The organism is Corynebacterium camporealensis (assembly GCF_000980815.1).
In the GTDB taxonomy this organism is placed as follows: domain Bacteria; phylum Actinomycetota; class Actinomycetes; order Mycobacteriales; family Mycobacteriaceae; genus Corynebacterium; species Corynebacterium camporealense.
The window spans coordinates 161,656-180,831 of the sequence record NZ_CP011311.1; the positions used below are offsets into that span (position 1 = coordinate 161,656).

At 60.6% G+C, this 19,176-nt stretch carries 19 protein-coding genes and 1 tRNA gene; 13 read left to right on the forward strand and 7 right to left on the reverse strand.

Annotated features, from left to right (window positions below; all coding sequences use genetic code 11):
- Positions 1-17: 17 nt before the first annotated feature.
- Positions 18-1,061, forward strand: coding sequence for a mannosyltransferase family protein (locus UL81_RS00830; RefSeq protein ID WP_035105979.1), 1,044 nt, complete (start codon positions 18-20; stop codon positions 1,059-1,061).
- Here the strand turns inward: UL81_RS00830 and UL81_RS00835 are convergent.
- A complete protein-coding gene (locus tag UL81_RS00835) occupies positions 1,054-1,887 on the reverse strand; it encodes a DMT family transporter (RefSeq protein WP_035105978.1) in 834 nt (277 codons plus the stop codon). The genes UL81_RS00830 and UL81_RS00835 overlap by 8 nt on opposite strands.
- 149 nt (positions 1,888-2,036) lie before the next feature.
- Here UL81_RS00835 and UL81_RS00840 point away from each other — a divergent pair, with 149 nt between their 5' ends.
- Together UL81_RS00840 and UL81_RS00845 are read left to right on the forward strand one after the other, a co-directional pair.
- Positions 2,037-3,302 (forward strand): aspartate kinase, encoded by a 1,266-nt coding sequence (locus UL81_RS00840; protein WP_035105977.1) that lies wholly within the window; start codon positions 2,037-2,039, stop codon positions 3,300-3,302.
- Positions 3,303-3,318: 16 nt separating this feature from the next.
- Positions 3,319-4,350, forward strand: a complete 1,032-nt coding sequence (locus tag UL81_RS00845; RefSeq protein ID WP_046453141.1) for an aspartate-semialdehyde dehydrogenase — start codon at positions 3,319-3,321, stop codon at positions 4,348-4,350.
- A 116-nt stretch (positions 4,351-4,466) separates the two neighbouring features.
- Here UL81_RS00845 and UL81_RS00850 read toward each other — a convergent pair whose 3' ends face one another.
- Both UL81_RS00850 and UL81_RS00855 read right to left on the reverse strand, forming a co-directional pair.
- Positions 4,467-5,894: a YkvI family membrane protein gene (locus tag UL81_RS00850; RefSeq protein WP_046453142.1), complete on the reverse strand. Its 1,428-nt coding sequence runs from the start codon at positions 5,892-5,894 to the stop codon at positions 4,467-4,469.
- Positions 5,895-6,153: 259 nt separating this feature from the next.
- Entirely contained in the window at positions 6,154-6,696 is a 543-nt protein-coding gene (locus UL81_RS00855; protein ID WP_035105976.1) for an RNA polymerase sigma factor, read from the reverse strand.
- A 138-nt stretch (positions 6,697-6,834) separates the two neighbouring features.
- Between UL81_RS00855 and UL81_RS00860 the strand changes: the two genes are divergently transcribed.
- Positions 6,835-8,382 carry a catalase gene (locus UL81_RS00860; protein ID WP_046453143.1) on the forward strand — a complete coding sequence of 516 codons (1,548 nt, stop codon included), beginning with the start codon at positions 6,835-6,837 and terminating at the stop codon, positions 8,380-8,382.
- A gap of 113 nt (positions 8,383-8,495) precedes the next feature.
- Positions 8,496-9,902: a hypothetical protein gene (locus UL81_RS00865; RefSeq protein WP_046453144.1), complete on the forward strand. Its 1,407-nt coding sequence runs from the start codon at positions 8,496-8,498 to the stop codon at positions 9,900-9,902.
- A 264-nt stretch (positions 9,903-10,166) separates the two neighbouring features.
- On the opposite strand, the gene UL81_RS00870 is transcribed toward UL81_RS00865, so the two are convergent.
- Together UL81_RS00870 and UL81_RS00875 are read right to left on the reverse strand one after the other, a co-directional pair.
- Positions 10,167-10,243: transfer RNA gene (locus UL81_RS00870), tRNA-Pro, on the reverse strand.
- Between the two features lie 85 nt (positions 10,244-10,328).
- A complete protein-coding gene (locus UL81_RS00875; RefSeq protein ID WP_035105975.1) occupies positions 10,329-11,219 on the reverse strand; it encodes a metallophosphoesterase in 891 nt (296 codons plus the stop codon).
- 33 nt (positions 11,220-11,252) lie between these two features.
- Between UL81_RS00875 and UL81_RS00880 the strand changes: the two genes are divergently transcribed.
- Positions 11,253-11,720, forward strand: a complete 468-nt coding sequence (locus tag UL81_RS00880; protein ID WP_035105974.1) for a GatB/YqeY domain-containing protein — start codon at positions 11,253-11,255, stop codon at positions 11,718-11,720.
- Between the two features lie 91 nt (positions 11,721-11,811).
- On the opposite strand, the gene UL81_RS00885 is transcribed toward UL81_RS00880, so the two are convergent.
- A complete protein-coding gene (locus tag UL81_RS00885) occupies positions 11,812-14,262 on the reverse strand; it encodes a transglycosylase domain-containing protein (protein ID WP_035105972.1) in 2,451 nt (816 codons plus the stop codon).
- 142 nt (positions 14,263-14,404) lie between these two features.
- Between UL81_RS00885 and UL81_RS00890 the strand changes: the two genes are divergently transcribed.
- Genes UL81_RS00890 through UL81_RS00900 form a run of 4 tightly spaced genes read left to right on the forward strand, consistent with a single transcriptional unit; the run spans position 14,405 to position 16,213 of the window.
- A complete protein-coding gene (locus UL81_RS00890) occupies positions 14,405-14,731 on the forward strand; it encodes a WhiB family transcriptional regulator (protein ID WP_035105971.1) in 327 nt (108 codons plus the stop codon).
- Between the two features lie 37 nt (positions 14,732-14,768).
- On the forward strand, positions 14,769-14,924 hold the full coding sequence (locus tag UL81_RS11760) for a DUF4177 domain-containing protein (protein ID WP_162487888.1): 156 nt from the start codon (positions 14,769-14,771) through the stop codon (positions 14,922-14,924).
- The gene (locus UL81_RS00895) at positions 14,924-15,382 is read left to right on the forward strand and encodes a RidA family protein (RefSeq protein WP_035105970.1); all 459 of its coding nucleotides are present in this window, start codon (positions 14,924-14,926) and stop codon (positions 15,380-15,382) included. The genes UL81_RS11760 and UL81_RS00895 overlap by 1 nt, the downstream gene beginning before the upstream one ends.
- 18 nt (positions 15,383-15,400) lie before the next feature.
- A complete protein-coding gene (locus UL81_RS00900) occupies positions 15,401-16,213 on the forward strand; it encodes an MBL fold metallo-hydrolase (protein ID WP_035105968.1) in 813 nt (270 codons plus the stop codon).
- Between the two features lie 120 nt (positions 16,214-16,333).
- Here UL81_RS00900 and glxR read toward each other — a convergent pair whose 3' ends face one another.
- Entirely contained in the window at positions 16,334-17,017 is a 684-nt protein-coding gene (gene glxR / locus UL81_RS00905; RefSeq protein WP_035105966.1) for a CRP-like cAMP-activated global transcriptional regulator GlxR, read from the reverse strand.
- Positions 17,018-17,263: 246 nt separating this feature from the next.
- Between glxR and nth the strand changes: the two genes are divergently transcribed.
- The 3 genes from nth to UL81_RS00920 are packed head-to-tail and all read left to right on the forward strand — an operon-like array spanning position 17,264 to position 19,157.
- A complete protein-coding gene (nth, locus tag UL81_RS00910; RefSeq protein ID WP_046453145.1) occupies positions 17,264-17,914 on the forward strand; it encodes an endonuclease III in 651 nt (216 codons plus the stop codon).
- Positions 17,911-18,477 (forward strand): TlpA family protein disulfide reductase, encoded by a 567-nt coding sequence (locus UL81_RS00915; protein WP_046453146.1) that lies wholly within the window; start codon positions 17,911-17,913, stop codon positions 18,475-18,477. Before nth ends, UL81_RS00915 begins: the two co-directional genes overlap by 4 nt.
- Positions 18,474-19,157: an NUDIX hydrolase gene (locus UL81_RS00920; protein ID WP_046453147.1), complete on the forward strand. Its 684-nt coding sequence runs from the start codon at positions 18,474-18,476 to the stop codon at positions 19,155-19,157. The genes UL81_RS00915 and UL81_RS00920 overlap by 4 nt, the downstream gene beginning before the upstream one ends.
- Positions 19,158-19,176: the final 19 nt, after the last annotated feature.

Below are 19,176 nucleotides of genomic sequence, written 5' to 3' on the forward strand. Positions count from 1 at the left end.
CGCGGTAGGGTGGAGGAATGCTGTTGAGGAGGGCCGCCGGGGTCGTTGCAGGACTAACTGCTCTGCGCATCGTTGTCCTGCTTGCATTCGCAGTGCTTAACGATGCCTCCCTCACCCACCTGCTTACCCAATGGGATGCCGACTACTACCTCGACATCGCCACCGAGGGCTATACCGGCGAGCGTTCCTATGCGTTCTTTCCCGGCTTTCCAGCACTCCTGGCACTGCTCGGGGGCAGCCCCATCGCAGCGCTCATCCTGAACTTCGGCGCCACAATTGCACTCGCCATGGGCGTGATGTGGTTGTGCGACAAACAAGGCGGCGGCACCCGTACTCAGCTCGCCGCGGCCGTCGTGGTCTGCGGCGCACCGATGTCCACAGTCTTCCTCATGCCCTATACTGAGGCGCTCTTCTGCGCCCTAAGCGTCTGGGCACTCATTGCCTTGCAAGACAAGCGCTGGTGGCTGACGGCAGTACTCATCGGCGCAGCCGGCACCGTCCGACTAACCGCTGCCGCACTCTTAGTCGCCTTCGGCATCTGCGTTCTACTCTGGGCGCGGAAAAACTGGCGCGCGTGGGCAGCGCTGATTCTGGCCAGCCTCCCACCCGTGGCGTTCATTGCGTGGGCCAGCTGGCGCTTGGGCAGCGTGGACGGGTACTTCGCCAACCAATCCGAGCATTGGGACTCCGGCTTCGACTTCGGACTCGCGACACTCCGCTGGGTCGGCGAGACCCTGACGACTGCCACCAACGCCGGCTATCTGCTCAGCACCCTGGTCATCCTCGCGGTACCGCTCACCTTGGCGCTGACCTGGCGTCGGCAACCGTTGCCGGTTGCCGTATTCGCCCTGGCACTGTGCATCAACGTCCTAGCTGCCGATGGCATCATGCACTCCCGCCCGCGCCTCCTGCTTCCCGCAGCAATCATCCTCATCCCCGTGGTCATCGCTGCTTTCCGACGCCTGCCCACCCCCTGGGCCTGGACCTTCACCACCGCCTGGGCGCTGTTCGGCGCCTGGTTCTCCGGCTACATGCTCGCCGTGTTCGAATGGGCTATTTAACCGGCATGCGCGACAACACAATCGTCGAGGTCACCATTAACGCCAGCGCACCGGCCATGAGCACCCAGCCGGCGGCCGTCTCGACCTGGAAATGCTCACCAAGCACGACATAACCTAAGCCGAAAGCTACAATCGGCTCGAAAATCGTCATCGCCGGCAACGAGCTCGACAGTGGGCCGGCCTGGAAAGAATACTGCTGCACAATCGTGCCCAACCCCGCCAAGCCGATCAGCGTGTACAGCGTCCAGGAGCTCAACAACTCGCCTAAACCAAGATGCAGATAGGTATCCATCACCGCTTTAGAAAGCAGTGCGACATAACCGTATAAAACGCCACAGGTAGTACCGAGTGCTAAGGCGCGGTGCTGGGGGCATCGCCAAGCAACAGCTCCCAGGGCTGACATGAGGACCACGCCGAAGAGGAGGGCAGGCCACCATTGAGACCAGGCAGGAAGTGGGTCGCCGGCAGTGGGGCGGCCGTAGACCACCAGCACGCCGACGGCGATGGTCAAAGCTAAAGACCAAAAGACCTCGTGGAAAGGCATCGGCCGGCGCGCGTACCAGGAAGCCAGAGGCAGGGTGAACATGAGTGAGAGCACCAAAATGGGCTGGACGACCAGCAACGTGCCAAAGCCGAGTGCGATAACCTGCAGGCCGTAAGCGGCAAGGGCTGCAAAGGTGCCAACCCACCACAGGGGGCGGCGGATGGCAGTCGCCATGACGTGGCCGGGGGCATCGCGAGCTATGCGATGGCGCACCACCGTGCCCCACGCCACCGTAATCGCCGAAGCCAGCGCGAAGGCAATGGCGATCAAGGTATTTAACACCCCAACCACGCTAGTAAAACGGGGCTGAAAATGCAGTATTGGGGCACAATGGGGGTCAGACGCAATACAGGTTGTAGCATGGGAAATTGACTACTACATGACAGGTATTCGCCGCTGGCGATGCCGCGAAGAAAGGTGGCAACCCGAACGTGGCACTCATCGTTCAAAAATACGGAGGCTCGTCCCTAGAATCGGCAGAGCGCATCCGCGCGGTAGCGGAGCGCGTCGTGGCCACAAAGAAGGCCGGCCACGACGTGGTTGTGGTTTGCTCGGCTATGGGCGATACCACCGATGACCTGCTGGATCTAGCAACCCAGGTCAACCCTGTTCCCCCGCAGCGCGAAATGGACATGCTGCTCACGGCAGGCGAGCGTATTTCTAACGCTCTCGTTGCGATGGCCGTGGAATCCTACGGTGCGGAGGCACAGTCCTTTACCGGTTCGCAGGCTGGCGTGCTGACCACGGAGCGCCACGGTAATGCGCGCATCGTGGATGTCACCCCGGGGCGTATTACTGAAGCACTCGACAACGGCAAGATTTGTATCGTCGCTGGCTTCCAGGGCGTGAATAAGGAAACTCGCGACGTGACCACCTTGGGTCGCGGCGGTTCCGATACAACCGCGGTGGCCCTGGCAGCGGCACTCGGCGCCGATGTCTGCGAGATTTACTCGGATGTTGATGGCGTGTACACCGCTGACCCGCGCATCGTGCCGGATGCGCAGAAGCTAGAAAAGCTGTCTTTCGAGGAAATGCTCGAAATGGCCGCTGTTGGCTCGAAGATCCTGGTGCTGCGCAGTGTCGAATACGCGCGTGCCTTTAATGTTCCCTTGCGAGTTCGCTCGTCTTATAGCAATGACCCCGGCACGCTGATTGCCGGTTCGATGGAGGATATTCCTGTGGAAGAAGCAGTACTTACTGGCGTAGCAACTGACAAGTCCGAAGCTAAGGTCACCGTGTTGGGTATTCCGGACCAACCGGGCGAGGCCGCTAAGGTCTTCCGCGCAATTGCCGAGGCCGAAATCAACATCGACATGGTGCTGCAGAATGTCTCCTCGCTGGAGGATGGCACCACGGACATCACCTTTACCTGCCCGCGTTCCGATGGCCCGCGCGCGATGGAGATTCTTACCAAGCTGCAAAGCGAGGGCGGTTGGAACAACGTGCTTTACGACGACCAAGTCGGCAAGATTTCTCTCGTCGGCGCCGGCATGAAGTCCCACCCGGGTGTCACCGCGGACTTCACCGAAGCTCTGCGCGATGTGAACGTGAACATGGAGTTGATCTCCACTTCCGAGATTCGCATTTCGGTGCTGACCCGCGAGGCAGACGTTGACAAGGCAGCACGTGCGCTGCATGATAAGTTCCAGCTGGGCGGCGATGACGAAGCAGTCGTCTACGCCGGTACCGGTCGATAGCTTCTAAGGAGTAACAATGACCACTATTGCGGTTGTCGGCGCGACCGGACAGGTTGGCCGCGTGATGCGCTCGATTTTGGAAGAGCGTAACTTCCCAGCAGACAAGGTGCGCTTTTTCGCCTCCCCGCGTTCTGCTGGCAGCGAATTGGAATTCCGCGGCGACAAGATCGTCGTCGAGGACCTGACCCAGGTCGCTGAGGATTCTGTCGCAGACGTCGATATTGCTCTGTTCTCCGCCGGTGGTTCGACCTCGCGTGAGTGGGCTCCGGTGTTTGCTGCGGCAGGTGCCACCGTCGTCGATAATTCCTCGGCCTACCGCAAGGACCCCGAGGTCCCACTGGTTGTCTCTGAGGTCAACCCGGAGGCTGCGAAGAACACCCCGAAGGGCATCATCGCGAACCCGAACTGCACCACCATGGCTGCCATGCCAGTGCTCAAGGTGCTTCACGATGCCGCCGGCCTTCACCGCCTCCACGTCTCCTCCTACCAGGCAGTGTCTGGCTCCGGTCTCGCCGGTGTCGAGACCCTGGCCGCGCAGGTCTACCAGATTGGTGAGCACAACGTCGACCTCGTCCACGACGGCTCTGGCCTGGATAACGAGGACTTCGGTCCGTATGTCGCCCCGATCGCGTACAACGCTCTGCCTTTTGCCGGCAACCTCGTCGAGGACGGATCCAACGAAACCGACGAAGAGCAGAAGCTGCGCAACGAATCCCGCAAGATTCTCGACATCCCGGAGCTGCTCGTTGCCGGTACGTGTGTGCGCATCCCGGTCTTTACCGGCCACACGATGACCATCCACGCAGAGTTCGACAACCCACTGACTGCTGATAAGGCACGCGAACTGCTTTCCGATGCCCCCGGCGTCACCGTCGTCGACGTCCCCACCCCGCTGCAGGCCGCCGGCCGCGATGACTCCCTGGTTGGCCGCATCCGCCAGGACCAGTCCATCGCCGACGACAAGGGCCTCGTCCTCGTCGTCGCAGGCGACAACCTCCGCAAGGGCGCTGCGCTGAATACCATCCAAATCGCGGAGTTGTTGGTCTAGCCAACAACTCCGGTGAGGAAGTTCCGCGCCAGATCGAAAAATCCGGGTTGCTAGCTAGTTGCTAGGGCCCGGATTTTCTTTAGGGCTTTACCCCCGTCGAGGAATCCGCTCGTGGATTACTCGACGGCGTCGTCCTTAGAGATGGGACGGGACTTGCCGAAGTCCAAGTCTTCCTTGATGGACTTGTCGTCCTGCTTGGCGGCATCGGCAGGCGATGCGTCATCGGAAGGAACTTCCGGCTTGGTGTGCTGCACGTAGACCACAGATGGGTCGAGAGAGTTGCGGTCGTAGCCTTCGAGCTCATCGTCAGCTTCGAGGTCCTCATGAATTTCCTCAGCAACAGCATTGACGAAGGCCGGGGTGGCCATGTTAGAGGTACGAGCCAGGGTGCGCAGCTCGCGCTGGTTCTTCTTGGTGAAACGCTCGCGCGGATCCAGCTTGCGCTGAACCAGGACGCGGGCGCGGGTACGACGCTCTGCCTCAGCAGACAGATTGTTGCGGTTGCGCCACCAGCCGATGGTCATCACGGCAATCATCAGCAGGCCGATGTAGCCCAGGATCGGGTAGACAAAGCCAACGAGCTCCTGGAAGCCCACGAAGGACAGTGCAAAGCCGATGATGCAGGCACCGGCGTAGACCGGGTAGAAGCGACGCGGGTTGTCGCGGGTCAGGCGCTTAGCCATCGCGTAGAACATACCGACCGCGGTGTTAAAGACCATGCCGTAAATAACAAAGGTCATGATGTAGCCGAGGATCGGGTTGATGTCGGTAATCAGCTTCAGAATCGGCAGGTCCTGGCCGTTGACGTCCGGTGCCACGAAGTACAGGGAGGTCACCAGCAGAACCAGCAGGAACACAAACGCGATACCGCCGAAGATACCGCCCAGGCCCACGGTCTTGTTATCGAGGAAGTTACCGCCAATAACAATGGCCATGGATACTGCACAGATGGCGTTCAGGCCGGTGTAGTTCAGCGCGGACAGCCACCAGCTGCCAATAGCAGCATCGACGTTTTCGACTGCGTACGCGTCAAAGGCATCCAAGTCGATGGGGGTGGTGACGATGGCATAGATCGTCGCAAAGCCGACGAAGATAATGATAAATGGGGTCACGACACCCAAAACCGTGGTGACCTTATCGACATCGAGAAGGCCGACCAGCAGCACCAGAATCAGCATCGACAGGGCGCCCACCCAAATCGGGACCGACGGGAACTGCTGGGTGATGTTTGAGCCGCCACCGGCGAACATGACGAAGCCAATGGAAAACAGCGTCAGCAGGGTGCCGTAGTCCAGAATGCGGGAAATAATGGGGCCAGAGACCTTGTCGTAGACCGCGGTGTGCTCATCAGCCTGGAAGTAAGAACCCAGCTGCAAAAAGGCGATACCTGCGATAACCATCAAGGCTGCCGACAGGGCCATGCCAACAAGGCCCATGTTGCCGAAGGCCACGAAGTACTGCATTGCCTCCTGGCCAGAGGCGAAGCCAGCACCAACGACGACGCCGATAAACGCCATCGAAATGGCTATAGCGCGTTTAATCATGAGGGAAAAGACTCTCTATCTCACACAAGCCGAGCCCGCTCGGGCAGGAATGCGGGCTCGGATCGACGTTCGATTGTGCATGTGTGTGCAACCTTCCATAGTAGTGGGAATGCACAACAAATAGGAACTTGAAACTCCAGCAAACTCCATGCGTACGGGCTTACAGGTGTGAATTTTTCCTAGTTAAGCTAGGGATTTAGCTCGGTCACTGGAATATAACAATTTCTCAGGAAACGGCACGGGGCACATTTCCCGCGGGCTAGTCGGAAGCGCGCTCGATGAGGTCCTTGCGCGCACGGGCCACGCGGGAGCGAATGGTGCCCACGCGCACGCCGGCAATCTTGGCGGCCTCATCGTAGGTATACCCCAACACCTGGGTCAGGATAAGTGCTTCGCGACGGTCGGCGGGCAGGGCATCGATAAGCGCACGGGCGTCAATCCACTCACTCCAGTTTTCAGCCGCGGTGGTTTGCTGCGGCACGTCTTCATATTGGGTCGCGGACTTGCGGGGCCGGGCCATGTCGTGGCGGATGTTGTCGACCCACACGCGGCGGGCTAATGACAATAACCAGGTGCGCGCAGAGGACCGGGCGGCGAAGCGGGGCAGGGCGCCGATGACGCGGAGATAGGTTTCTTGGGTCAGATCGTCGGCAAGCTCGGGCCCACCTAGATGGGCGAGCAGGCGCCACACGTCATCCTGGGTGGCTTTGATGAACTCCGTTAACGCCGTGCGGTCACCGCGGCCGGCTTTCAGTGCCAGCTCGGTGACCCGGGCATCGTCGTGTTCGGAGTGGTGTTGCACCTTGCTGAATTTACCAGGTGGCAAGGTGAGCCTGGCTTTAGTGGAAAACCTATTAGTTTTCTGAGTGACGTTGTCGGAGCTTATAAATTCGCGTAGGATGGGACGAGTCAACTCCCCACGAGCTAGGAGGCTAGCTAAATGACTGATTTTCCTGCAGACAAGGTACTCAACAAGGGTCAGCGCGCTGCCGGTGGCGAGAACTCCACTCGCCCGTCCGGCCAGCCTGTTGCATCCGAGAACACTTCTATTACTTACGGCCAGCAGGGCCCGGTAACCCTGAATGATGTTCACCTCATCGAAAAGCTTGCGCACTTCAACCGCGAGCGCGTGCCGGAGCGTACCCCGCACGCTAAGGGCCACGGTGCCTTCGGTGAGTTGCACGTCACCGAGGATGTGTCCGCTTACACCAAGGCAAAGGTCTTCCAGAAGGGCACCGTTACCCCGATGATGGGCCGTTTCTCCACCGTTGCTGGTGAGCAGGGCTCCCCGGATACCTGGCGCGACGTTCACGGCTTCGCGCTGCGTTTCTACACCGAGGACGGCAACCTGGACATCGTTGGCAACAACACCCCGGTGTTCTTCCTGCGTGACGGCATTAAGTTCCCGGACTTCATCCACTCCCAGAAGCGCCTGGGCACCAACGGCCTGCGCGATGCTGATATGCAGTGGGATTTCTGGACCCGTACTCCGGAGTCCGCTCACCAGGTGACCTACCTGATGGGTGACCGCGGTACCCCGAAGACCACCCGCCACCAGAACGGCTACGGCTCCCACACCTACCAGTGGGTCAACGAGGAAGGCGACGCCTTCTGGGTTAAGTACCACTTCAAGACCCGCCAGGGCGTGGAGAACTTCACCGACGCTGAGGCCACCGAGAAGGCCGGTACCGATCCGGACCTGCACCGCGAGGACCTCTACAACGCTATTGAAGAGGGCAACTACCCGGTCTGGGACGTCAAGGTTCAGATCATGCCTTTCGACGAGGCTGAGAACTACCGCTTCAACCCGTTCGATCTGACCAAGACCTGGTCCAAGAAGGACTACCCGTTGCACGATGTCGGCTACTTCGTCCTGAACCGCAACCCGCGCAACTTCTTCGCACAGATTGAGCAGGTTGCTCTGGATCCGTCCAACATCGTTCCGGGCCACGGTCTGTCCCCGGACAAGATGCTGCAGGCTCGCGTGTTCGCATACGCTGACCAGCAGCGCTACCGCATCGGACCGAACTACAAGCAGCTGCCGGTTAACCAGCCGCTGAACCAGGTCAACACCTACGAGCACGAGGGCCCAATGGCCTACCTGTTCAATGACCCGCAGGACCCGGTCTACTCCCCGAACCGCCACGCTAAGGGCAACGGCCTGCTCGACGGTGACACCACCGACCACACCCCAGAGGCTGAGACCGTCACCGCTCCGGATCTGTACGTGACCCCGGATTCTCACGGTTCCGAGTTCGTCCGTGCTTCTGCTTACGTCAAGCACCCGGAGGACGACGACTTCGTACAGGCACGTGACCTCTACGAGAACGTCTACGACGATGGTGCCAAGGAGCGTCTGGCAGACAACATCACCAACGCTATGGCTGGTGTGTCCCCGGAGACCGAGGAGCGCGTCTACGAGTACTGGACCAACGTTCACCCGGATCTGGGCAAGCGCGTTCGCGAGCTGTTTGCTGAGAAGAAGTAAGCTCTAGCGCTTTAGTCGAATTACCCTCGCTTCACCCTGTGTGGTGGCGAGGGTTTTCGCTGTTTTCCGCGCGCCTTAAAAGCTGGCGAGCTGCTAAAAGATAGATTTTAAGCATGAGTACCGCCGTGTTTGATTCTGCTGCCTCGCGCCCTTCTCGTCTTAAGGTCGGGCTGTTGAGTTTGCTCGTTATTGTGCCCTTGCTTATTGGCGCGGGCTTGATGGCGGCAACGGGCTGGCAGCCGGCTGAGGCCTGGACTAAGGAAGAGGTGGCGGGTGCGCCGTCGGCAGGCGAGAGCCCTGAAGCAGCGCTTGCCGATGCCCGCAGCAAAGCCAGCGTCGCCCAAGCCAATTCCAGCCTGTTGGACACTGGCTCGCAGCAGCTTGCCGATGGCACCGAGCAACTCCGCGGCGGTGCCGAAGAACTCGGCGGGGGCATCGATGAGCTTTCTGCTGGTTCCCAGCAGCTTGTCGATGGCCTGACCCAACTCCAAGCCGGCACCGGCCAACTGGGCAGCGGCGCCAACGAACTTGCAGACAACGTCGGCGGTGCTGTGGACCAGGTGCTGGGCTTAGGTGCGGTGCAGGGCCAAATTCTGGAAGCTATCGATGGCACGCTCCAAGACCTGCACGGCGTAGCAACTCCGGAGGCCAAAGAGATTCGCGACCAGCTGCGCGGCCTGCGCGGTCAGGTGGAGACCTTCGATATCAATGAATCTTTAGGCGGTGACCTGAACCGCTTGAAGGACGGCTCGCGGGAGCTGGCCAACCAGCTCTCTGTTCCAGGCTATGCCTACCACGATGGCATCTACCAGGCAGTGGAGGGCGCCAAGCAGCTCAATGCCGGTATTGGGGAACTCGACGGCGGTGTCGGCGAAGCACTCGACGGTGTCGGCCAGTTGGATGATGGCGCCCAGCGCATCAACGACATGGCCTCTACCAACCAGGAAAATATCCTCGACATTCTCCGCGTACTGCCCGTCGCACAGGAGGATGCCGAACCCGTTCGCGCGTTAAGCCCCATTACCGGCCTGCTTATTGGCCTGCTCACCATTGCCGGCGGTGTCGCACTGGGCGTGGTGCGCAAGCGCTGGTGGTTGGTACTGCTCGGTACCATTCTTGCCGCGGGCGTCGGCGTGGGCCTGCTCGCACTCTTTGCGACCGGCTGGACCTGGGAAGCCACCGGCTGGGCCGCCGGCGTGCTGGGACTGGGTGTGCTGGCCACGGCGATGCTCACCCGCGCCGCACTGGCTCTGTGCGGGCCGAAGTGGGGTGCTGTGGTGATTACCGTGGCCAACCTGATTCAGCTCGCCGTGGTGGGCTGGGTATGGAAGGCGGCGACGACTACGGGCATCGCTAGCTTCTGGCAGATTGCCGCCAGCGTGCTGCCGCTGCACTGGATGACTACTGGAGTGACCGTGGCGGGTAATGATGGCGCAGGTGGGATGCTGTGGGCATCGTTAGGTGTGCTCGGCGCCGTGGCTGTCCTGGGGTCTGGTGCAGCTTTCTTAAGCCGGCGATAAGAATTTAGCACTTTAATAATAGAAGGCTGTGAGTTTAATTTTGCGTTGCGTCGACGGCCTTCACGAGTGCTAGAGTAGGTGATGCTCACGTCGCCTACTTAGGGGGTAGGCGGTCAGATTTTTATCTGTAGTGAGTGATAGGGAATAGGGGCGACGCGGCTGCTGTAGGGGCGCCGCGTCGTTTCCCGTTTTGCACAGGGCCCTGGAATTCAAGAGGCAGAATTGGGCAGTAAAAATCCCCACCTGGCGAACCAGATGGGGTGATGGTCGGGATAACAGGATTTGAACCTGCGACCTCTTCGTCCCGAACGAAGCGCGCTACCAAACTGCGCCATATCCCGGTACCCGCTGAAGCGGTACCTGGATACTTTAACGCGTAGCCCCCGCAATATCCAAATCGCAGGTCAGCGAGCCTGAGCCGAAAAATTAGCAGGCTTCTGTGAGACGCAGCAGGGTTGCCGAGGGACGGCAGAAAATACGCACCGGCGCGAATTTCGACGTGCCCAAACCATTAGAGACATGCATGAACATATCGCCAAAGCGATGCAGTCCCTGGGCGCGTTTTCTATCGATATCGCAATTGGTCACAATCGCCTTCGAACCCGGCAGACAAATCTGGCCGCCATGCGTATGGCCCGACAGGGACAGCTGGTAACCGTCGGCTTCGAATTTCTCCAGCACGCGCGGTTCCGGTGAGTGCAGCAGGGCCAGCGACAGGTCGGCGTCCTCGTTCGGCGGGCCGGCGACTTCGGCGTAATCGTCCAAGTCGTGGTGCGGGTCATCGACGCCAGCGACCGCCAGGCGTACGTTGCCGACCTTGAACTCGTGGCGAGCTTGGTTGGCATCGCGCCAGCCGCGCTCGATAAATGCAGCGCGCATGCCCTTCCACGGCAGATCAATATAGGAAGGCTCGCGCTTCGAACGCATCAAGTACTTGAAGGGATTAACCGGGCGCGGAGCCCAGTAATCGTTGGTGCCGAAGACGAACAATCCCGGGCGGCTGAGCAGTGGGCCCAGTGCGCGCAGGGTGTCGGGGACGGCGGCCTGGTCGGAAAGATTATCGCCGGTGTTGACCACCAGGTCCGGCTCTAGGGAATCTAGCGCGGAGACCCACGCGATTTTGGTTTCCTGGCCAGGGATCATGTGCAGGTCAGAGATGTGCAGGAGGCGGAATTCGTCCTCGCCACGCAGGGTGCCCGGCGGCAGGATGGGCAGGGTGTATTCCTTGAGCTCAAACTTGGTTAGCTCGGAATATCCCCACGCTAAGGTGCCAAGGCCAGCGGCGGCGATTCCGCCCAAAACAGGTAATAACTTCACCCATTCCACCCTACCTGTCGTAGATTGGGGTGCATGAGCAACTTGAAAGAAACCATCCGTGCAGATCTCAAGACTTCGATGAAGGAAAAGGACAAGCCGCGCACGACTGCGATTCGTGCCCTGCTGGCGGCTATCCAGGCAGAAGAAACCACTGGTTCGCGACACGAGCTAACTGACGATGACGTGCTTAAGGTCATCGCCCGTGAAATCAAAAAGCGTCGCGAGTCCGCGGATGTCTACGCAGACAATGGCTGCCCTGAGCTTGCCGATGCCGAACTCGCCGAAGTCCCGTACTTCGCCGAGTACCAGCCAGAGCAGCTTGACGATGAAGGCATCGCCGACCTGGTCACCGCCTCCATTGCCGAGGTTGAAAAGCAAAGCGGTGAGGCCGCAACCATGAAGCAGATGGGCTCGGTCATGAAGGTCGCCCAGGCCAAGGCCGAGGGCCGCGCCGACGGCAAGCGCCTGTCCGCGGCGGTCAAGCAGCAGCTTTCTCAGTAGAGAAAGCTGTGGGGCCCGCTGAGCTGAGCCTTCCAGCGGGGCTTAACCCCTCAGCGCTTTAGCGGCGATTGCCACGCTCTAACGCGGTGCGTTAGAGCCCGAAGAAGTTGCGGACATCATTGGCGAAGGAGTCAATGTCGTCCTGCGAAGGCCATGACGGTCCGGGGTTGTTTGACCTCGGGCCGTTATTGTTGCGGCGCGGGGCTGGGTCGTTGCCGCCGCCGTCGGTGTTGCCGGTGGAGTTGGCGTCCGCGGTGCCGGAGCTGGGGGTGTTGGAGGCCGAGGAGCCATCGGAAAGCTGCAGCGTGACCTCGGAGCCATCGCGGAGAGGTCCGTTAAATGGCACGGCGCGCACGACGCGACCATAAGGCACGTTGCCGCCAACGACGCGGGCGGTTTTGACGGTGTAGCCTTCGTCTTCGAGGATGCGGCGGGCTTCGGATTCGGATTTGCCGCGTAGGTCATCGAGAAGCGGGGTGGAGGTGCCCTCGTTGTACTTGTCGTCGTAGCCGGGCAGGCCACCGCGGCTGACCTGGGGGATGGAATTGGCCAGGCCGAAGAAGGTCTGAGCAGGCTCTAGGCCACCGTAGAGGTTGCCGCTGCCGCACTGGCGGACCGGGCCGCTACACAGCGGGGTGGTCGAGGTGCCGTCGTTGTAGATGTACGGCGCGGCGGCAATTTCGCTGTTAAACGCCAGGTAGGCCGAGGATTGGTTGGACTCGGTGGTACCAGTCTTGGAACCGACCTGTGCGCCAAAGCCTGCGGAGCGGGCGGAGTTAGCGGCGGTGCCGTTGTCGGTGTCTTTGGATAGGGCGTTGGAGAGGGCATCGGCAAGTTCGCGGTCGACGGCCTGCTCGCATTCGGTGGCAGGCAGGTAGACCTCGTTGCCGTTGCGGTCGGTGACCGACTCGACGGGGTTAGGCTCGCACCAGCGACCGCCCGCGGCGATGGTGGCGCCGACGTTGGACAGCTCCAGTGGGTTCACCGCGGTTGGGCCCAGGGTGTAGGAACCCATGTTGGCGTCCTTGGCGTGCTCGGCAATCGAGGAGTCGCCGTCGTAGGAGCCAGGGTCGTTGTAGGAGCGCAAGCCCAGTTTGACGGACATGTCGACCACAGGCGCGACACCGACTTGCTCGATGAGCTTGATAAACGTGGTGTTCGGCGACTGCGCCAACGCGTCCTGCAAGGTCAGGGTGGCAGGGTAGGTGCCTGCGTTTTCCACGCAGTAGCGACTCGGCGGGCAGTCCTCGGCACCGCCGAAGCCGAGGCCTTCTGCTTCGTAGCGCTCGGGAACGTCGAGTTCGCTTTCCACGCCATAGCCTGCGTCGAGGGCAGCGGCGGCGGTAAAGGCCTTAAACACCGAACCGGCACCGTTGCCGACCAGCGAATAAGGCTGCGGCAGCAGGGTTTCGTTGGCGTCAAGGTCTAGTCCGTATTCGCGAGAGGAGACCATGGCCAGGACGTCGCGGTCGGTGCGCGAAGGCTTAACGACGCTCATCACCTCAGCCACACCTGCCGCATCCGGGGAGGTGCGGGACTGGACTGCCTGCAGGGAGGCGTCCTGGACCTGCGGGTCCAAGGTGGTGTGAATGGTATAGCCACCGCGGGAGAGCTCTTCGGCATCTAAGCCCTTCTCAGAGAGGTATTCGAGAACGTAGTCGCAGAAGAAGCCGCGGTCGTTGGCGCCGATGCAGCCATCGGGAAGCAATGCAGGGGAATCGAGCACGCCGAGGCCCTCTTGCTTGAAGCCATCGGCAGCTGCTTGGTCGAGGTAGCCGTTGTCAGCCATAGCCTGCAGGACCAGGTTGCGGCGCTCGGTGGCGCCCTCGGGGTTGGTGTAAGGATTGAGGTACTCCGAGGACTGAACGATGCCCGCGAGCAGGGCCGATTGCGGGACGGTCAGGTCCGCGGCGGAGTGGCCGAAGTACGTGCGCGCGGCGGCCTCCACGCCGTAGGCATGGTTACCGAAAGGCACCAAGTTCAAGTAATTGGCCAGGATTTCTTCCTTACTCAAATCCCGGTCCATCTCCGCGGCCATGCTCATCTCGCGCAGCTTGCGGGGAATCGACTGCTCGGTGGCAGCGGCGCGCTCCTCGTCGGTTTCGGCGGAGACCAACAGCAGGTAGTTCTTCACGTACTGCTGATTCAGCGTCGAAGCACCCTGGGAAATACCGCCTGCAGCGAGATTGGTCCACAGTGCGCGCAGGTTGCCCTGCAGGTCGACGCCGTCGTGTTCGTAGAAACGATTGTCCTCAATGGCGACGATGGCATCTTTCATGTGCTGCGAAATCGCATCAAATTCCACGGGGTGGCGGCGCTGGTTATAAAGGTATGCCAGATCCTCGCCGGTGGAGTCTTGGATGGTGGTGACCCCGGGGGCATCGCCAGCTGTGAGATCCTGCAAATCGGACTGCATCGTGTCGTTTGCGCGGGCGACCACAACGCCTGTTAACCCCGCGAAGGGGGCGATGGTCAGCGCGGTCAGCACGCCCACCAACACGGTGGCCAGTCCGATTTTGCCTAGCGATTTCGTAGTACTCACGCACAACAGAGTAGTTGGTCAACCTATCAGCAGGAAACATTCCACTCCCCCCTAAAGTGTGACGTGTTCGACAACCTAATTACCATGTGAATACACTTACGTGTGTTACATATTATGCCGCCTGGGAAGGAGTCCTCCTGCCATGACCGTCGGAGTAAAAGCGTCCACCGCCTCGAATCGCAAGATTCACAACTCTGAGCGTGGTGAGTGGGTCACCCAAGCCAAGTGCCGCAATGGGGACCCGGATGCGTTGTTTGTCCGCGGTGCTGAGCAGCGCAAGGCGGCTGTTATTTGCCGCCACTGCCCGGTGCTGAACGAATGCCGCGCAGATGCCCTGGATAACCGCGTCGAGTTCGGCGTATGGGGTGGCCTGACCGAGCGTCAGCGCCGTGCCCTGCTGCGTAAGAACCCGCACATTACTAATTGGGCGCACTACCTTGCTGAGGGCGGAGAGCTCGTCGGAATTTAGTTCTTGTGGCTGCCGGATATCGCATAGAATGGCAGCCATGACTAAATGGGAATACGCAACCGCACCTGTACTTACTCACGCGACCAAGCAGATCCTCGATTCCTGGGGTGAAGACGGCTGGGAGCTCGTGACCATCACCCCGGGCATGAACCCGGAAAACGTGGTCGCCTACTTCAAGCGTGAGGTCGAGTAATGAGCCACCTCGCACGCTTGCAGGAGCTGGGCTATGAGCTGCCTAACGTAGCTGCGCCTTTGGCTTCCTATGTGCCTGCCACCAAGGTGGGCAATCAGGTGTGGACTTCCGGGCAGCTGCCGCTTATCGATGGCCAGTTGGCCGGCGTCGGCAAAGTCGGCGCCGAGGTGTCCGTCGAGGATGCTCAGGACTATGCCCGCACCTGTATTTTGAACGCTTTGGCTGCCGTGGATTCGGTTGTCGGGCTGGACAATGTCACCCGCGTGCTGAAGATCGTGGGCTTTGTGGCTTCCGATGTGAACTTCCACGAGCAGCCCGCCGTGATTAATGGCGCGTCGGATTTTGTTGGTGAACTCTTCGGTGAGGCGGGCGAACACGCCCGATCTGCAGTTGGCGTGGCCGTGTTGCCAAAAAATGCGCCAGTTGAGATCGAACTCATCGTAGAAACTGCCCAGTAATGCGATAGGCTAAGAATCATGGAGCATCCTGCATATAGCCAATTACGCCCAGTGAGCCAGTCGGTGGGTGTCGTGTTGTGTGACAACCCCAGTTACACCGCACTGGAAGGCACTAACACCTGGATTGTGCGCGCTAGTGAAGACGCCAAGGCCATCGTTGTCGACCCGGGTCCGGAGGACGAGGGTCACCTCAACGTGGTCACCGCCCGTGCGGGCGAGGTCGGCCTGATTTTGCTGACTCACCGCCACGACGACCACGCCTCCGGTGCACAGCGCTTGCGTCAGCTGACCGGCGCACCGATTCGTGCCTTTGACCCGAACTACTGCAATGGGGCAGAAGCGCTTTCCGATGGCGAAATCGTCACCCTAGACGGCGTCACCCCACAGCTCGAGGTCGTCCACACCCCGGGTCACACCGCCGATTCGACCTGCTTCTTCGTCTACAGCGGTGTAGCTGGCGAGTCCACCCTAGAGGGCATTTTGACCGGCGATACGATTGCCGGCCGCCACACGGTGCTGCTCTCGGAGACCGACGGTGACCTCAAGGAGTACCTGGAGACCCTGGACAAGCTGGAAAAGCGCGGCAAGGACGTCGCACTCTTCCCGGGCCATGGTCCGGACCTGGAGGACACCTCCCAGGTCGCCCGCAAGTACATCGACCGTCGCTACTACCGACTGGATCAGATCAAGGAAGTCCGCAGCCGTCTGGGCGACGACGTCGATCTGAAGACCCTGGTCGACGAAATGTACGACGATGTCGACCCAGTACTGCGTCACGCAGCAGAGCAGTCCACGCGCACTGCCCTGAAGTATCTGGACGCAAATGGCTAGTTAGCTTTTTACGTCGAACCCCTGGCCTGCGGGCTGGGGGTTTTCTTGTTGAGTGGTGCAAAAGACAAAGCAAAACCGCACCGGCCGGGGTGGCAGGTGCGGTGCTGTGCTTCGCGCGGTTTAGCGGGCGCGGCGGGCGAGGTGCTCAGTATCGACGATGAGCACGGACTTGCCCTCGAGGCGAATCCAGCCGCGGTGAGCGAAGGTCGCCAGAGCCTTGTTGACGGTCTCACGGGAAGCGCCGACCAGCTGGGCGATTTCTTCCTGCGTCAGGTCGTGGTTGACGCGCAGGGCGCCACCTTCCTGGACACCGAAGCGGTTAGCCAGCTGCAGCAGAGTCTTAGCCACGCGGCCGGGGACGTCGGTGAAGATGAGGTCTGCGAGGTTAGCGTTGGTGCGGCGCAGACGACGTGCCAGCACGCGCAGCAGCTGCTGTGCAATCGATGGATGATCGTCGACCCAGCGCTGCAGCATCTCGGAGTTCATGGTCGCAGCGTGTACTTCGGTGACACAGACTGCAGACGAGGTACGCGGGCCCGGATCGAAGATGGACAGCTCGCCGAACATGTCGGACGGGCCCATCACGGTCAGCAGGTTCTCGCGGCCGTCCGGGGCGTGGCGAGCCAGCTTAATCTTGCCCGAGGTAATGATGTACAGACGATCGCCTGGTTCGCCCTCTTCGAAAATGGTGGTTCCGCGCGGGAAGCGCACGGTTTCCATCTGCTCGATAAGGTTTTGTACAGCTACGGGATCAACGCCTTGGAAGATACCGGCGCGAGACAGAATATCCTGGACGCCTTCCACGTTTTACTCCTTGAAGTCGATGTGCAGATTAAGCAGGGTGGTGCGTACCACTAAAAAGTAACGCAGCCCATCTTACAGTGTAATTTGTCACTTTTGTTACGGATGTGAAATTTAATCACAGGTAAGGGCTCAGTTGGACAGAACAGCGGATTCCAGCTTCTCCATCAATATGGCGAAGAGGGCGATGCCCAATGGGACCAAGACTACCAATAAGACCATGGTTTTATATCCTACTAAGATGTAGACATGACTTCGACATCGCCCAGCATAGACGAGGCCGAATGCGCCGTTGCCATTAACAACGCATTGGCCCAAGAATACTCAGACGCCCGCTGCGAGCTGGACTTTTCTAACCCGCTCGAGCTGCTCGTGGCCACGGTACTCTCCGCACAGTGCACTGACGCCCGGGTCAACCAGGTCACCCCGGAGCTGTTCCGGCGCTATCCCACACCCGCTGACTACGCCGCCGCCAACCGCGCGGACTTGGAAGAAATTCTGCGCCCGCTGGGATTCCAGCGCGCCAAGGCCGGCCATCTGCTCGGCATCGGGGAGGGGCTGATGGCGAATTTTAACGGTGAAGTACCAACAGGTATAGACGAGTTGACCTCTCTGCCGGGGGTGGGCCGCAAGACGGCATTGGTGGTACGCGGAAATGCCTTCGACCTCCCAGGACTCACCGTCGATACGCACTTTGGACGATTGATGCGCAGGATGGGACTCACGCAGGCGAAGACGCCGTTGGCGGTGGAAAGGGACATCGCAAAGCAAGTGCCCGAAGAAGAATGGACAGAGTTTTCCCACCGGGTGATTTTCCATGGGCGGCGGGTGTGTAAGGCGCGCAAGCCGCTGTGTGAGGAATGCGTAATTGCGAAGTTGTGTCCTAAGCTGGCTGCATGAATAAGTACGTAGTCGGTTCCGTGGTGGGTGCGGCCGCCGTCGTGGTGTTGGCAGCCGGCGGTGCCGCGGTCTTGCTGGGCGGCGACGAGGCTGACCAGGCCGCACCTGCCGAGGAAACCACGCAGGCTGCGCCGATTGCGTCCCGTCCGGACTGCCCGACTGGCCCGGTCGCAGGCGTGGAGCTGGAGTGCTTAGGCTCGCAGGCGACTGAGCCGCCGGCGGATATCGGGGTCACCGTGGTCAATCTGTGGGCCTGGTGGTGTGAGCCCTGCCGTGCGGAGTTGCCGCACTTGGAAGAGGTCGCGCGCACCCATCCGGAGTGGCAGGTCGTGGGCGTGCATGCCGATGAAAACCCCGGCAACGGCGCGGCGTTCTTGGAAGACATTGGGGTGCATTTGCCCAGCTACCAGGACACTGATAACACGTTTGCGGGCACGCTGGAGCTTCCCAACGTGATTCCGATTACGCTGGTGCTCCAAGACGGTGAAATCAAAGGCCGCTACATTCAGCCTTTTGAGTCCACTGAAGAAATCGTCGACGCCGTGGAGGAGGCCCTGGCATGACGACGCTGCACCCGGATTTAGCCCCGGACTGGATTCGGCCCGCCATGGGGCTGGATGTGGCGAAGACGCGGCGCCGGATGGGGGTGCGGGCATCGGAAAGCACGGCTCCTACCAAGCGCGAAGCCGCGGTGTTGGTGCTGCTCAAGGGCAGTGCAGCTGACGATGCCGAAGTCTTGCTCACCCACCGCTCACCGACGATGCGCTCGCACTCCGGGCAGATTGCGTTTCCGGGCGGGCGGCGCGACCCAGAAGACATCAACGTCGTCGATACCGCGTTGCGGGAGGCGTGGGAAGAAACCGGACTGCAGCGGGGGACTGTCACCCCGTTGGAGCAGTGGGGACAGTTGCGCGTGCGCTCGTCGAGTGCGCCCGTGAGTCCCGTGTTGGCGTATTGGCACCAGCCCGGGGAAGTGTACCCGGCGAGCCTGGAAGAAACCGACGACGTGTTCACCACTCCTATTGCGGAGTTAGCCGCGCCGGAAAATCGCCTGCAGATCGCGTGGGGGAACTGGACCGGGCCGGCTTTTACGGTGAATGATTATTTGGTGTGGGGGTTTACCGGCGGGATTCTGTCCGCGCTCTTGGAGCATGCTGGCTGGGAGCGCAATTGGGATAACAATTCGGTAGTCGATCTGCGTGATGCGCTCGCTGCGTCGAAAAATAATGAGAAGATGGGCTAGTTAACCTGTTTCCTCCCTA